Source organism: Halomonas aquatica (genome assembly GCF_040196335.1).
GTDB lineage: Bacteria > Pseudomonadota > Gammaproteobacteria > Pseudomonadales > Halomonadaceae > Halomonas > Halomonas aquatica.
Map to the genome: position 1 here is coordinate 112,760 of NZ_JBEGCJ010000003.1, position 15,281 is coordinate 128,040.

Consider the following 15,281-nt stretch of genomic DNA (forward strand, 5'->3'; position numbering starts at 1 on the left):
CTCCTACACCCCTTCTGGCGACCCTATGAGGTGTCTTTCGTGAGCAAGTTCAGTGACCTGACCCGACTGCCGGATGCCCGCGGCCATTTTGGCGCCTATGGCGGACGGTTCGTCTCGGAGACCCTGAGCTTCGCCCTGGATGAGCTGGAGAAGACCTACCTGAGTCTTCGTGATGACCCGGCCTTCCAGGCGGAATTCGACTATGACCTGGCCCATTTCGTGGGCCGCCCGTCACCGCTCTATCATGCGGAGCGATGGTCGAAGCAGCTCGGTGGGGCACAGATCTGGCTCAAGCGCGAGGACCTCAACCACACTGGCGCCCACAAGGTGAACAACACCATCGGCCAGGCGCTGCTGGCCAAGAAGAGTGGCAAGCCACGGGTGATCGCCGAGACCGGCGCCGGCCAGCATGGTGTGGCCACGGCTACCGTGGCGGCGCGCCTGGGCCTGGAGTGCGAGGTCTACATGGGCGCCGCGGACGTGCAGCGCCAGAAGCTCAACGTCTACCGCATGCGCCTGCTGGGGGCCAACGTCATCCCGGTGGAGTCCGGCACCCGTACCCTCAAGGATGCAATGAATGAGGCGCTGCGCGACTGGGTGACCAACGTCGATGACACTTTCTACATCATCGGCACCGTGGCGGGACCGCATCCCTACCCGATGCTGGTGCGCGATTTCAACTCGGTGGCCGGCCGCGAGGCGCGCCGTCAGTCCTTCGAGGAGTTCGGCCAGTTGCCCGATGCGCTGATCGCCTGCGTGGGCGGCGGCTCCAACGCCATGGGCCTCTTCTACCCCTTCGTCGAGGACGATGACGTCGCCATGTACGGCGTCGAGGCCGGGGGCGATGGCGTCGAGACCGGGCGCCATGCCGCGCCCCTGGCCTCCGGCGCTCCCCGCGGCGTGCTGCATGGCAATCGCACCTACTTGATGTCCGACGAGGGAGGGCAGGTCTCCGATACCCACTCGATCTCGGCTGGTCTGGACTATCCGGGCGTCGGCCCCGAGCACGCCCTGTGGAAGGACGTGGGGCGGGTCAACTACGTGGCCGCCAACGACACCGAGGTCCTTGAGGCGTTTCGCGAGCTGACCCGCGTCGAGGGCATCATGCCGGCGCTGGAGACCGCCCATGCCCTGGCCTATGCAAAGGTGCTGGCTCCCACCATGCGTCCCGATCAGAACATCGTGATCAACCTCTCCGGTCGGGGCGACAAGGACATCATGACGGTGGCAAAGATCGACGGGATCGAATTCTAGATGACGGCGCAGACCATGAATCGTATCGACCAACGCTTCTCCGCGCTCAAGGCCCAGGGCCGTCGCGCACTGATTCCCTTCATCACTGCCGGTGATCCGGCACCCCAGTACACCGTCGGCTTCATGCACGCCCTGGTGGCGGCGGGGGCCGATATCATCGAGCTGGGCGTGCCGTTCTCGGATCCCATGGCCGACGGCCCGGTGATCCAGAAGGCCTGCGAGCGGGCCCTCCGGCACCACGTGCGGCTTTCCCATCTGTTCGAGATGGTGGCCGAGTTTCGCCGGACCGACAGCGAGACCCCGGTGGTGCTGATGGGCTATCTCAACCCGGTGGAGCGCATCGGCCTCGAGGCCTTCGCCGATCAGGCCGCCGAGGCCGGCGTCGACGGCGTGCTGATCGTCGACATGCCGCCGGAGGAGGCCGACGAGGTGGGACCGCTGCTCAAGGCCCGTGGTCTTGCCTCGATCTTTCTGGTCGCCCCTACCACCTCCCGTGCCCGGGCCGCTACAATATGCGCCCATGGCGAGGGCTATCTCTACTATGTTTCGCTGAAGGGCGTTACCGGCTCGGCGATACTCAATGCCGAGGACGTGGCCGAGCACCTGGCGCCGCTGCGCGAGATGACCGACCTGCCGCTGTGCGTGGGCTTCGGTATTCGCGATGGCGCCTCGGCGGCGGAAGTGGGCAAGGTGGCCGATGGTGTGATCGTCGGCTCGGCCCTTGTCAGCCGCATCGCCGAGAACGCCGAACAACCCGAGGCGATCCCCGCCGCCCTCAAGGCGGTCCTGGGGGAGATGCGCCAGGCGCTGGACGCCTGATCCCATCGCCAACGAATCGACCCTGCCTCTGGTTCATCCCGGGGCATCAGCCTATACGGAAGTGTTTCTGACATGAGCTGGCTAGACAAGATCGTGCCCTCGGTGGGCCGCATCCAGCGCAAGGATCGCCGGGCGAGCGTCCCCGACGGCCTGTGGCGCAAGTGTCCCAAGTGCGAGGCGGTACTCTATCTCCCCGAACTGGAAAAGCACCATAACGTCTGCCCCAAGTGTGACCATCACCTGCGCCTGACGGCTCGCAAGAGACTCGACTGGTTCCTTGACAGGGAAGGGCGCGAGGAGATCGCGACCAGGCTCGAACCGCTGGATCGCCTCAAGTTTCGCGACTCAAAGAAGTACAAGGATCGCCTGGCGGCGGCCCAGAAGGAGACCGGCGAGAACGATGCGTTGATCGCCATGCGTGGTTCCCTCGAGGGACTGCCCGTGGTGGTCGTGGCCTTCGAATTCACCTTCATGGGCGGCTCCATGGGGGCCGTGGTGGGGGAGAAGTTCGTGCGTGCCGCCACCGTCGCCCTGGAGGAGGGCATCCCGCTGATCTGCTTCTCCGCCTCCGGCGGCGCGCGGATGCAGGAGGCGCTGTTCTCGCTGATGCAGATGGCCAAGACATCGGCGGCCCTGGAGAAGCTCAAGCAGGCCGGCGTTCCCTATATCTCGGTGCTCACCGACCCGGTGTTCGGTGGCGTCTCGGCGTCGCTGGCGATGCTCGGGGACCTCAACGTGGCCGAGCCCAATGCGCTGATCGGCTTTGCGGGCCCGCGGGTCATCGAGCAGACGGTTCGCGAGCAGCTGCCGGAGGGCTTCCAGCGCAGCGAGTTCCTGCTCGAGCATGGCACCGTGGACATGATCGTCCATCGAGGCGAGATTCGCGCTCGATTGGGGGGGGTGCTGCGCAAGCTGACCCATTGGCCCATGGTCGGTCAGGAGACCGTCACCGACGAGCCGGACCTGGTCCAGGCGGCCGAGCAGGCCGAACAGGAGGAGGTGCAGGAGATGGCGTCCGATAAGGACGTCCAGTGGAGTGCGGGAAGCGACGCCGAGCAGTACGGCGAACGTTCCGACCCGCCGCGCTGACCGATCGGCATGAGCGACCACGCCCTTCCCGATACGCTTCCTGGCTGGCTGGCCCGGCTCGAAGCGGCCCATCCGGTCGGCATCGACCTCGGCCTCGAACGCGTGGCCGAGGTTGCACGTCGCATGGGGCTTCTCGAGGAGCCGTTGGCCCCCCGCATCATCACGGTCGCCGGTACCAACGGCAAGGGATCGACCGTGGCCATGATCGAGGCGCTGGCCCTGGCCCATGGCCTCTCCACCGCGGCCTATACCTCCCCGCATCTGCTTCGCTACAACGAGCGCCTGCGCCTGGACGGCCGGCAGGCCGATGACGCCACGCTGATCGCCGGCTTCGAAGCCGTGGAGTCGGCGCGGCTCGTCGGTGAGCCGATCAGCCTGACCTACTTCGAGGTGGGGACCCTGGGTGCGCTAAGGGCGATCGCCCTGAGTCGACCCGCCCTGGCGATCCTCGAGGTGGGGCTTGGTGGGCGCCTGGATGCCGTCAATATCATCGACCCGGACGTCGCGGTGATCACCACCGTGGCCCATGATCATGCCGCCTTCCTCGGTACCGACCTCGAGGGCATCGGACGCGAGAAGGCCGGTATCCTGCGACCCCGCCGTCCCGCGGTGCTGGGCAGTACGAGGCTTCCGTCCAGTGTCAGGGCGGTGGCCGACCAACAGGGGGCCAGGGTGGTGGCACTGGGTGAGGCCTTCCTGTGCCAGGGAGAGGGCGAGGGCTGGCGCTGGTCCGGGCAGGATGGCGGCGGTCTCGCCATCGATCTTGATGGACTGCCCGATCCCGGCCTGCCGCTGGACAATGCCGCCAGCGCCCTGCAGGCCCTGGCGCTGGTTGATGTGGCGCTGGAGGAGGGTGCTTGCCGCCGCGCCTTGTCGACGGTTCGGCTGCCCGGGCGCATGCAGTGGCGGGGGCAATGGTGCCTGGATGTCGGTCATAATCCCCATGCCGCGGCTTACCTGGCGCGAGGAATCGCGGCACGCCCCTGCTCGGGACGCACCTTCGGCCTGATCGGCATGCTCGGTGACAAGGATGCGGATGGTGTGATCGCCGCCCTGGCACCGGTAGTGGATGCCTGGGTGCCGGTGAGCCTCGGGGGTGCACGGCCCCGTGGGGCGGATGATCTGGCCCATCGCCTGGCACTCCAGGATGCTCAAGTGTGGTGCCGCGGGGATTCGCCCGCCGAGGCGGCCGCTTGGCTGTCGGCCCGGCTCGAGCCCGAGGATCGCGTACTGGTCTGCGGTTCCTTCTTGACCGTCGCCGCCGTGCTGGAGTGGCAGCTGGCAGCCGAACAGGCATCGGATCAGACTGCAGAGGAAGCCACGCGCATCGAGGGAGCAAGATGAAATACGGAATGCGAGAACGTCTCAGTGGAGCCGTGATCCTGATTGCCCTGGCGGTGATCTTCATCCCGATGCTGTTCGATGAGCCGGCGCCTCGCGGCGAGCGGCCCCAGCCGGTGATGACCATCGAACAACCGGTCGAGGTTCAGCGTCGCGATCTGCCCGACCCTGAACCGCCGGCAAGCCTTGGTCAGGTTCAGTCTCCCGCAGCAGCATCGTCTCCTCCCGCCTCAGGGGAGGAGACGATGGCGCCGGACGCCGAGCCCGTGGTCGATACCGAATCGACATCGCCGGAGAGCACGCGCGCGTCCGCGGCGTCAGAGCCTGGCGACGAGCCGGCCGTGGATCCCATCGCCGAACTGGCGCGCGCCGCCGACCAGCGTCTGGCCGGTCAGCAGGAACAGCAGCGAAACGAGTTGATCGACGCCGTCCCCGAGGGTGAATGGGCGGTGCAGGTGGGCAGCTTCGGTGAGTCGTCCAATGCCCGGCGACTGGAGTCGAATCTCGCCGAGCGGGGCCTGCCCGTCTACAGTCGTGTCCGTGACAACGGCCTGACCACCGTTTACGTCGGCCCCTTCGCCACCTCCCGGGAGGGAGAGAGAGTGATGGGTGAACTCAAGTCCAGGGACAACCTCCAGGGCCTGCTGGTGCGGGCGGACAATTGATCATGGCACTGACCTGGATCGATTGGGCCTTCCTGACGCTGCTGGTGGTGATGGGCCTTGCCGGCTTCCTGCGCGGGCTGGTTCGAGAGGCCCTGGGGCTGGCCGCCTGGATCATCGCCCTGCTGGCGGCGCGGCTGTTGGCGGAACCCGTGGCGGAGCTGTTGTCCGGGATCATCGACAATGCCGATGGTCGTCTGGTGCTGGCCTTCGTGCTGGTGATCTTCGCGGTGGTCCTGCTCTGCGGCATCATCATCCGCATGGTGCATGCTGCCGTGGAATGGGTAGGGATGGGGTTCCTGAACCGGGTGACCGGCGCCGCCTTCGGCATGGCCAAGGGGGCGGCAATACTGGTCCTGGCGACCATCTTGCTGAGCCTGACGCCACTGGTGCAGCTTCAGGCATGGCAGGAGGCCCAACTGAGACCGACCTTCGAACAGCTTCGCGACTTGGCGGTGAGCCAGCTTGAGGCCTGGGAAGGTCGCCTGCCCGAGCCGCCGTCGCTGGACGAGCTTTCGCTTCCGGGTGCACAGCAGGCGTCGCCCGCCGAGGCCACGCCGGAAAGTCCCGATGAGGCGACGACTCCCTGACAAGCGAATCCGGGACGGTCGCCATGGCCCGGTCCCTACTCCATTAAAGCAAGTTCCAGGCAAGCGAGGTAATGTGGTATGTGCGGTATCGTGGGCCTGATGGCCAAGCAAGCGGTGAACCAGGGCATCTATGACGCCCTGACGGTTCTCCAGCATCGCGGACAGGATGCCGCCGGCATGATGACCTGGCATGACGGCCGGTTCCTGTTGCGCAAGAGCAACGGCCTGGTGCGGGACGTCTTCCACACTCGCCACATGGCCCGCCTCAAGGGCAACCTTGGCATCGGCCATGTGCGCTATCCCACCGCCGGTTCCTCCAGCGAGGCGGAATCCCAGCCTTTCTACGTCAACTCGCCCTACGGCATCACCCTGGCGCATAACGGCAATCTGACCAATTCCGACCAGCTCAAGCAGGAACTGTTTTCCTCCGATCTGCGCCATATCAACACCAGCTCCGACTCCGAGGTGCTGCTCAATGTCTTCGCCCATGAACTCGGCAAGCAGGGGCTGCACCTGGAGCCCGGCGACATCTTCGACGCGGTGCGCCGCGTCCATCGCCGCTGCCGGGGAGCCTATGCCGCGGTGGCCATCATCAATGGCGTCGGCCTCGTGGCCTTCCGTGATCCCTACGGGATCCGCCCGGTGGTGTTCGGCACCCGGGATGAGGGACAGGGGCAGGAGGTGATGATCGCCTCCGAGTCGGTGGCACTCGACGTAGGTGGCTTCGATCTGCACCGTGACCTGGACCCGGGCGAGGCGATCTTCGTCGACATGAGCGGGACCATCCATACCCAGTCATGTGCCGATGATCCTCGGCTGTTCTCCTGCATCTTCGAGCATGTCTACCTGGCGCGACCCGACTCCATCCTCGATGGTGCCTACGTCTATGGCACCCGCATGCAGATGGGCCGCAAGCTCGGTGACCGTATCCAGAACGAGTGGCCGCAGCATGATATCGACGTGGTCATCCCGATTCCCGATACATCAAGGACTTCGGCCCTGGAACTCGCCCAGCACCTCGGCGTGACCTATCGCGAGGGCTTCATGAAGAACCGCTACATCGGGCGGACCTTCATCATGCCGGGCCAGACTCAGCGCAAGAAGTCGGTCCGCCAGAAGCTCAACGCCATCGGCGTCGAGTTCAAGGACAAGAACGTGCTGCTGGTGGACGACTCCATCGTGCGCGGGACCACCTGCAAGCAGATCATCCAGATGGCCCGGGAGGCAGGCGCCCGCAAGGTTTACTTTGCGTCTGCCGCCCCGCCGGTGCGCTATCCCAACGTCTACGGCATCGACATGCCGGCGGCCAGCGAGCTGATCGCCCATGGCCGCAGCGAGGAAGAGGTGGGCGAGCTGATCGGTGCCGACCGGATCTTCTACCAGGACCTCGATGACCTCAAGGAGGCCTGTCGAGATGTGAACCCCAATCTCGATGGCTTCGACTGCTCGGTGTTCGACGGTCAGTACGTGACCGGTGACATCGACGACCGCTACCTGGCGGACCTGGAGGCCTCGCGCAGCGATGATGCCAAACAGCAGCGCAGCGCCGGCGACCATGCCCTGGTGGGGATGCACAACCAGGAAGACGACATCGAGGACTGAAGGGGCCCGTCATGCAGCAGGATCACACACCAGCGCTGGAGTGGGAGCTCGAGACCCTGGCCATTCGTGCCGGCCACCAGCGCACCCACGAGCAGGAACACGGCGAGCCGATCTTCACGACCTCGAGCTTCGTCTATGGCAGCGCCGCCGAGGCGGCGGCCAAGTTCAGCGGCGAGGAGCCGGGCAATATCTACTCGCGCTTCACCAATCCCACCGTGCGCACCTTCGAGCAGCGCCTGGCGGCCATGGAAGGGGGCGAGCGTTGTGTGGCCACGAGCTCAGGCATGGCCGCGATCATGGCCACGGCCCTGGCCCTGTTGTCGTCCGGCGACGAGATCGTCGCATCCCGATCGCTGTTTGGCTCAACGGTCAGCCTGTTTGACAAGTACCTGGGCAAGTTCGGCATCACCACCCGCTACGTGGAGCTGTCGAACCTCGAGGCCTGGGAGGAGGCCATCGGCCCGGCGACGGCCTTGCTGTTCGCCGAGACTCCCTCGAACCCGCTTTCCGAGGTGGTGGACATCGCGGCCCTGGCCAGGATCGCCCATCGTCACGATGCGCTGCTGGCCATCGACAACTGCTTCCTGACGCCGGCGCTGCAGAGGCCCCTGGCACTGGGTGCCGACCTGGTCATCCACTCCGCCACCAAATACCTGGACGGACAGGGCAGGGCGATCGGCGGTGCCGTGGTGGGTCGAGACAAGGAACTCGAGGAAGTGTTCGGCGTGGTGCGTACCTGCGGGCCCTGCCTGAGCCCCTTCAATGCCTGGATCTTCACCAAGGGTCTCGAGACACTCCACCTGCGCATGCGCGCCCATTGCGACAACGCCCGAATCCTCGCCGAGTGGCTGGAGGGCCATCCCGCGGTGGCCCGGGTCCACTACAGCGGTCTGGACGGCCACCCACAGCACGAGCTCGCCAGCCGTCAGCAGCAGGGCTTCGGTGCAGTGCTCGGATTCGAGCTGAAGGGAGGTCTCGAGGCGGCCTGGTCGGTGATCGACGCCACACGGATGATCTCCATCACCGGCAACCTGGGTGACGTCAAGACCACCATTACTCATCCCGGCACCACCACCCATGGTCGTCTCTCGGAGGAGCAAAAGGATGCCGCCGGGATCACCGAGGGGCTGATCCGCGTGGCAGTCGGCCTGGAGGCCATGGAAGACATCCGCGCCGACCTGGCCCGGGGGCTCGACGCCCTGGTGTGATTGCCGGTACCGACAGGCCCTATTAGGGCCACGCCTTCCGTCCGACACGAGCGCCTGCCCTTCTAGGCAGGCGCTTGTCGCTCGAGGCCTTCCTCTGCCCTTGAACTCCTGTCCCGCGTCTCCATCTCATCTGTGTACGCATTCACTCATGCCCGAGGAGGGCAACGATGAAGATCCTGATGGTACTGACGTCCCATGACCGCATGGGGGATACCGGCCACCAGACCGGCTTCTGGCTCGAGGAGTTCGCCGCCCCCTACTATGTCTTCAAGGACGCCGGGGCCGAGATCACCCTGGCCTCACCCAAGGGGGGCCAGCCGCCGGTGGACCCCAACTCCCAGGCCGAGGAGGCCCTCACCGAGGAAACACGGCGCTTCGAGGCGGACGACCAGGCCAAGGCGCAGCTCGCCGAGACCCGCAAGCTCAGTGAGGTCGAGGTCGGTGACTTCGATGCGATCTTCTATCCCGGCGGACACGGTCCCCTGTGGGATCTGACCGGCGATGCCGATTCCCGGCGCCTGATCGAGGCCTTCCTGGCCGCCGAGCGTCCGGTGGCCTCCGTCTGCCACGCGCCCACGGTGCTCCTCGAGGCCAGGACCCCCGAGGGCGAGCCGCTGGTCAAGGGGCGCAAGGTCACCGGCTTCGCCAACAGCGAGGAGGAGGCCGTGGGCCTCACCGGGGTCGTGCCGCACCTGCTCGAGGATGCCCTCAAGGAGAAGGGCGGTCGCTACGAGCGCAGCAGCGACGATTTCGCGCCCTTCCAGGTGCGCGACGGCCTCCTGATCACCGGCCAGAATCCGGCCTCCAGTGCCTCCACGGCTCGGTTGCTGCTCGAGGTGCTGGCCGAGCGAGACTGACACCCTGTGAGCCGCAGCGCACCAGTAGTTCACATGCCGCCCGTCACGTCCGTCGTGGCGGGCGGCATGTGGTTTTTCCGAATGATGTGTTCGGGTTTATTCGCTGATGACGATAGTGCCGTGGCGTATGCTGTCCTTCGAAGATGACACGCTCGGAGGCAACAGAAACCATGTGGAAGAACACCCATCGTGGCTGGGGCCTGGTCAGTATCCTGCTGCATTGGGTCAGCGCCCTGGCCATCATCGGCCTCTTCGCGCTGGGCTGGTGGATGACGGGGCTCGGGTACTATGACAGCTGGTACAACCTGGGCCCCTGGTGGCATCGCTCTGTCGGCATGTTGCTGCTGTTTGCCATCGTCCTGCGCATGGCGTGGAGGCTCGTCCAGCCGACCCCGGTGGCAAGGGGGCAACGTCTGGAGCGCCTGTCCGCCCACCTGGGGCACATCGGGCTCTATGTGCTGATGTTCGTGGTGCTGGTCAGTGGCTACCTGATCTCCACCGCCGGGGGCCAGGGTATCGAGGTGTTCGATGCCTTCGAGGTCCCGGCGCTGGTCAGCGACCTGCCTGACCAGGCCACCCTGGCTGGCCAGGTGCACTGGTACAGTGCCCTGATGTTGCTCCTGCTGTCGGCCGTTCATGCCCTGGCGGCCCTGAAACATCATCGAGTCGATCGCAACGATGTCGTGGTTCGTATGGTCGACCCGAACCACTCTCGTCGCCCCTGAGGCGATCCTTCCCCCGCGACGATCCGCAAGGAGATACCATGATCAAGAAGACTGGCTTCACCACTGCCCTGGCCGCCGCCGCCCTGGTGCCCATTTCCCAGGCCCAGGCCGCCGACTACGCCATCGATACCGACGGCCAGCATGCCTTCGTGCAGTTCAAGATCAATCACCTGGGCTTTTCCTACATCCTCGGTAGTTTCGAGGAGTTTTCCGGAAGCTTCAGCTACGATCCCGAGAATCTGGAGGCATCGTCCGCTAGCGTGGAGGTCGATGTGGCGAGCCTCGACACCAACCATGCCGAGCGCGACAAGCACTTCAAGAGTGAAGACTTCCTGGCTGTTGGCGAGTACCCGACTGCTACCTTCAACTCCACCGGCTTCGAGCCGATGGGCGAGAACGAAGGCATCCTGACCGGCGAGCTGACGCTGCACGGCGAGACCAATACGATCGATATGCCTGTCACCCTGCTGGGTGAAGGCGAGGATCCCTGGGGGGGCTATCGTGCCGGTTTCGAGGGTTCCACCACCCTGACCCTGGCAGACTTTGGTATCGACATGAGCAACTTCCCCGAGGTCATGCGTGAGCTCGAGCTATACGTCACCTTCGAGGGTACTCGCCAGTAATTTCAGGCTGTTCCGACAGTATAGATCGCCGCGCTGAATTCAGCAGGCACCCTGACACCCCCCCGGAGAGGCTCCGGGGGGGTCGTTTTTACTTCAGGGTTAGTAGTGAGAATCGTGGTGGATATCAAGCAGTCTCGTTGAGGACCGCATCGGGGAAGTGCCGGCGCAGGATGCGGTTCTGGAACTCATCCACGAATCGGCTGTTGATGATGATGATGAAGCGTTCGAAGGGCTCGGTCTCATCTTCCTGAGAGACGGCATCCACACTATGGTACAGGCGGTCATCACGCAGATGCAGGATATCCCCTGGGTCGAGGGTCATGTCGACGAGGGGTAGGCTTCCTGCCTTGTCGGCATAAAGGTGATTCTCGGCGCCTACCACGTTTTTGCGGTTCAGCACCATGACGCTCAGCGCCTTGCAGCCATCGGCATGAATCCCCTGGCCCTGCAGGGGGTCTACCATCCCTTCGCCGCGAACGCCGGTGATCTGCATGAGGATGGGCTCGTTCGGCCGCAGGTTCCAGAGCCTGGCCCAGGCACGCACGAAGGCTTTCACGTCCGGCCGGGCCATGAACTCCGAGGTCAGGGGATCGTAGTAGCGAAGGCGATCCGCCATGCTCTCGGCATCATTGAAGGCGCCTCCCTGGGCCATCGGGCAAGTCCCCATGTCGAAGACATCGCCCCGTTCATCCAGCGTTAGCCAGGACATGCGCTTCCAGCGGCGATTGACATAGGGGTCCCGGGGCAAGTCATTGGTGAATGCCTGCCATGCCTCGAGGTCCACGCGTGAGCGCACTTCGGTCTGGGCCCAGTCCTGCTGCTCGAGTGTGCGGGTGACCTCTGGGGTCCAGTAGTCGGCAACGGGGTCGAGAGGCATGGTGGCGGGATCGAAGCCATACTTGAGGGTATCGAGTTTCATGATTTCTTCTCCAATGCGAAGCGGGCATCATTGCCCGTGAGTTGCCGGAAGAGTCCGGACAACCTTCTGAAAATGAGAAGATTTACGACTAAATGTCAAAAAATGTACGAAACTACTCATGTCAACAGGCTTAACGACTACGTTTAAAAGACTGAATGCAACGTCCAGGATGTGACATCATTTGTAGGAGATTGCTTACATCGGCGTGTAGGATATCGGTTCTCGATGCCGTCTCGGGTTATCCGGCCTGAGCTCGATCAGCGGTATCGCCTTGCGATGATGAGGGGACGAATGAGCGGTCGTGAAACCCGCTTCCGGCAATGGCTGCTACGCAGGTGGCAGCAGGTCAGGGTGAAATGGTCCGTCGTTCGGGAGACAGCACTCTCTGACGATGTGGAACTCGTTCGTCGCCAGTATCTGGAAAGCGAGCAACGTTTCCGTGCCCTGCTGGAAAGCCTGCCCAAGGTAGCCGTTCAGGGCTACGACCGCGATCGCCGAGTGATCTACTGGAACGAAGCCAGTACACGGCTCTATGGCTATGGTCGAGAAGAGGCTCAGGGCCAACTTCTGGAAGAACTGATCATCCCGGGGCCGATGCGCGACCCCGTGATACAGGCGCATCGGGCCTGGATGGAGAAGGGCGTCGAGATCCCGGCCGATGAACTGGATCTCCAGCACAAGAGTGGCGAGATGGTGTCGGTCTTCTCGCATCACGTGATGCTGAACGAGCACACCGACGACCCTCTGATGTTCTGCGTCGATGTGGACCTCTCGGATCAGAAACGCGCCCATCGCGAACTGGATTTCGCCACGCGCTTCGACGCGCTGACCCACTTGCCGAATCGGCAGACCTTCGAGTCACAGCTCGACGAGGCCATCGCCGACTGTCGGCGACAGGACGGTGGCCTGGTGCTGGTCTACCTGGATATTGATCGTTTCGTGGAGATCAATGATGCTCTTGGTTACGAGCAGGGCGACCGGCTGCTCGTTGAATTGACTCGGCGCCTGCATCGGACGAAGCGTGGTTCTGACTTGATGTCACGGCTCTCAAGCGACGAGTTCGTGATCGCCTTCCCGGGGTTCCAGCGTGAAGATGTGCTCCCGCAACTGGTCCGGAAGGTTCAGCAGGTTCTACGTGCTCCCTTCGTGATGGATGGGTCACGACGCCTGGTGACGGCCTGCCTGGGCGTCAGCATATATCCCGATAATGGCGATACGGCGCGGGAGCTGATACGCAATGCCGATGTGGCCAAGAACCGTGCCAAGCTTGATGGTCGCGGGAGTGTGTGGTTCTTCGACCAGAAGCTCCATGACGAGCTGCTGCACCAGCATCGCCTCGTCGATCGGCTGGCGAAGGCACTGAACAGCGAAGAGCTTTCGCTGAATTACCAGCCTCAGGTATCGGCCGCCAGCGGACACATCGAGAACCTCGAGGCGCTGCTTCGCTGGCAGCCTGAGGAAGGCCCGCCGATCTCTCCTGCCGAGTTCATTCCCCTCGCCGAACGTTCTGAACTGATCCACCGTCTCGGTGACTGGATCATGGAAACCGCGTGTCGTCAGCGGGCGCAATGGCGAGACGCCGGCCTGCCACTGGAGCGCATCGATATCAATTTCTCCGGTCGACAGATGAGCCGGCCCGATATCTTCGAGCGCTTCGAGGCCTGCCTGGCACGGCATGACCTCGGTCCGCGGCATATTGGCATTGAACTCACCGAGAACGTGCTGATTGAAGCCGACGACAGGATTCTTGAGGGGTTGCGCCGGCTCCATCACCTGGGGTTCCGCATTGCCATCGATGATTTCGGGACCGGCTATTCATCGCTGAGTTACCTCAAGCACTTCCCGGTCACGGCGCTGAAGATTGACCGCGCTTTCGTTCGGGATGCCCCGGACCAGCCCGAGGATCGCGCCATCATGGAGGCTGCGATCTTTATAGGCCATCGTCTGGGACTAGAGGTGGTGGCCGAAGGGGTAGAAAACCGCGAGCAGCTGACGCTGGTCCAGGAGATGCGCTGCGATCTGGTCCAGGGGTTCTACTTCTTCCGCCCCATGCCTGCCGAGGAAGTAGAACGCATCCTGGCCGGACTGGTGGCGGGGCACCCGGGACTCTCTGGCTGAGTCCGGCGCCGCCATGGCGTAGAATGCCAGGCTCCGTTCGATCCTGGAGCCTGTGTGAATCCTCACGACGCATCCCGCACTTCCCTCGGCCTCACCCTGTGGCGCCAGACCTGGCCCATGGCCATCGGCGTGCTGTCGCTGCTCGGCTTCCAACTGGTGGACAGTGCCTTCATCGCTCGGCTGGGTACGGCTCCGCTGGCCGCCCAGTCATTCACCTTCCCGTTGTCCTTTCTGGTCATCGGCATCCAGGTGGGTATGGGTATCGCCATCGCGGCGTTGATCTCGCGCGCCCTGGGGGCGGATGAGACCGCTCGGGCGCGTCGGCTGGGCAGCCTGGTGCTGGTGGTCGGGACCGCCACCATCGCGCTGCTTGTGCTGCTTCTGTGGGCCATCCAGGAACCGGTTTTCGGCCTGCTGGGGGCCGACGAGACGACTCGGGAGCTGATCCGCCATTATTGGGCCCCCCAACTGCTGGCCGCCTGGCTCGGAGCGGTGCTCTACTTCGTCTACAGCCTGTTCAGGGCACACGGCGACACCTGGCTACCGGGCAAGATGATGGTGATCACCAGCCTGTTGAATCTGATGCTCGACCCGCTGCTGATATTCGGTGTCGGTTCCTGGGAGGGACTGGGCCTGCCGGGAGCGGCCTGGGCGACCTCCATCGCTTTCGGTACCGGCCTGCTGCTGGTGGGAAGGCGCCTGGGCGGCAAGGACTGGCTGGCGGTCGAGGGGCTGGCCGGGGAGGTTCAGCGCTCGCTGGTGCCCTTCGCCGGCATCGCCGGCCCGGCCATGGTCAGCCAACTGATGCCGCCCCTGGCCGCCATGCTGGCCATTTCGGTGGTCGCCTCCCTGGGCGAGGCCCAGGTGGCGGCCTGGGGGCTGGCCAGTCGCCTGGAGACCCTCTCTCTGATGGTGGTGCTGGCCATGACGATGTCGCTGCCGCCCTGGCTGGGTCGTTGCTACGGTGCGGGCGATTGGGACCAGGTTCACCGACTGATGCGGCTGGCGCTCAGGGTGGTGGTGGTCTGGCAGCTGTCGCTGGGGATCCTCCTGGCCCAGGTATCACCCTGGCTGGCCCTACTGCTCTCCGGTAATCCCGAGGTTCGCGACGATCTGGCGACGCTGATCCGCTTCCTGCTGCCGAGCTACGCAGCGCTGGGTGTCTGCATGATCGTGGTGTCGGCCGGCAACGCCCTGGGTTGGCCGCTGCGTGCCATGTTGATGTCTGCCGGCCGGCTGTTCGTCTTCTACTTGCCGTGTCTCTGGACCGGAGCCTGGCTTGGCGACCTGGTCGGCCTGGCGATGGGAGCGGCGATCGGAAACCTGCTGGCGGGCCTGGCGGCTTGGCAGGTGCTGCGAAGGATCCTGGAAAGCCCCCGCAGGCAATCGTCCTACCCCTCCTAGGGGGACTTTCTAAAAAATCTGTATTTATTGGAAAGACTGTATATAAAAATTTATAAAAACAATTCTATGA

Annotated in this window: 14 protein-coding genes; 13 read left to right on the forward strand and 1 reads right to left on the reverse strand. The window is 64.3% G+C overall.

Annotation, left to right across the window (positions count from 1 at the left end):
* The first annotated feature begins 39 nt into the window (after positions 1-39).
* The 11 genes from trpB to ABE960_RS06835 all read left to right on the forward strand — a co-directional run bounded on the left by trpB (position 40) and on the right by ABE960_RS06835 (position 10,770).
* On the forward strand, positions 40-1,254 hold the full coding sequence (gene trpB / locus ABE960_RS06785; RefSeq protein ID WP_349761495.1) for a tryptophan synthase subunit beta: 1,215 nt from the start codon (positions 40-42) through the stop codon (positions 1,252-1,254).
* A 15-nt stretch (positions 1,255-1,269) separates the two neighbouring features.
* The gene (gene trpA, locus ABE960_RS06790; protein WP_349761496.1) at positions 1,270-2,073 is read left to right on the forward strand and encodes a tryptophan synthase subunit alpha; all 804 of its coding nucleotides are present in this window, start codon (positions 1,270-1,272) and stop codon (positions 2,071-2,073) included.
* Positions 2,074-2,145: 72 nt separating this feature from the next.
* Positions 2,146-3,162: an acetyl-CoA carboxylase, carboxyltransferase subunit beta gene (gene accD, locus ABE960_RS06795; protein WP_349761497.1), complete on the forward strand. Its 1,017-nt coding sequence runs from the start codon at positions 2,146-2,148 to the stop codon at positions 3,160-3,162.
* 9 nt (positions 3,163-3,171) lie between these two features.
* A complete protein-coding gene (gene folC / locus ABE960_RS06800) occupies positions 3,172-4,506 on the forward strand; it encodes a bifunctional tetrahydrofolate synthase/dihydrofolate synthase (protein WP_349761498.1) in 1,335 nt (444 codons plus the stop codon).
* Between the two features lie 8 nt (positions 4,507-4,514).
* Positions 4,515-5,168, forward strand: a complete 654-nt coding sequence (locus ABE960_RS06805) for an SPOR domain-containing protein (RefSeq protein WP_349761499.1) — start codon at positions 4,515-4,517, stop codon at positions 5,166-5,168.
* Positions 5,169-5,170: 2 nt separating this feature from the next.
* On the forward strand, positions 5,171-5,755 hold the full coding sequence (locus ABE960_RS06810; RefSeq protein ID WP_349761500.1) for a CvpA family protein: 585 nt from the start codon (positions 5,171-5,173) through the stop codon (positions 5,753-5,755).
* Positions 5,756-5,833: 78 nt separating this feature from the next.
* Positions 5,834-7,357: an amidophosphoribosyltransferase gene (gene purF / locus ABE960_RS06815; protein WP_349761501.1), complete on the forward strand. Its 1,524-nt coding sequence runs from the start codon at positions 5,834-5,836 to the stop codon at positions 7,355-7,357.
* Between the two features lie 11 nt (positions 7,358-7,368).
* Complete coding sequence (locus ABE960_RS06820; protein WP_349761502.1) at positions 7,369-8,565, forward strand: O-succinylhomoserine sulfhydrylase; 1,197 nt, start codon at positions 7,369-7,371, stop codon at positions 8,563-8,565.
* Between the two features lie 167 nt (positions 8,566-8,732).
* Complete coding sequence (locus ABE960_RS06825; RefSeq protein ID WP_349761503.1) at positions 8,733-9,422, forward strand: type 1 glutamine amidotransferase domain-containing protein; 690 nt, start codon at positions 8,733-8,735, stop codon at positions 9,420-9,422.
* Between the two features lie 170 nt (positions 9,423-9,592).
* Complete coding sequence (locus tag ABE960_RS06830) at positions 9,593-10,147, forward strand: cytochrome b (protein WP_349761504.1); 555 nt, start codon at positions 9,593-9,595, stop codon at positions 10,145-10,147.
* A 38-nt stretch (positions 10,148-10,185) separates the two neighbouring features.
* The gene (locus ABE960_RS06835; protein ID WP_349761505.1) at positions 10,186-10,770 is read left to right on the forward strand and encodes a YceI family protein; all 585 of its coding nucleotides are present in this window, start codon (positions 10,186-10,188) and stop codon (positions 10,768-10,770) included.
* 124 nt (positions 10,771-10,894) lie between these two features.
* Here ABE960_RS06835 and ABE960_RS06840 read toward each other — a convergent pair whose 3' ends face one another.
* Complete coding sequence (locus tag ABE960_RS06840) at positions 10,895-11,689, reverse strand: 2OG-Fe dioxygenase family protein (protein WP_349761506.1); 795 nt, start codon at positions 11,687-11,689, stop codon at positions 10,895-10,897.
* Positions 11,690-11,980: 291 nt separating this feature from the next.
* On the opposite strand from ABE960_RS06840, the gene ABE960_RS06845 reads away from it, so the two are divergent.
* Together ABE960_RS06845 and ABE960_RS06850 are read left to right on the forward strand one after the other, a co-directional pair.
* On the forward strand, positions 11,981-13,807 hold the full coding sequence (locus ABE960_RS06845) for a putative bifunctional diguanylate cyclase/phosphodiesterase (RefSeq protein WP_349761507.1): 1,827 nt from the start codon (positions 11,981-11,983) through the stop codon (positions 13,805-13,807).
* Positions 13,808-13,924: 117 nt separating this feature from the next.
* A complete protein-coding gene (locus tag ABE960_RS06850) occupies positions 13,925-15,211 on the forward strand; it encodes an MATE family efflux transporter (protein ID WP_349761917.1) in 1,287 nt (428 codons plus the stop codon).
* Positions 15,212-15,281 lie beyond the last annotated feature (70 nt).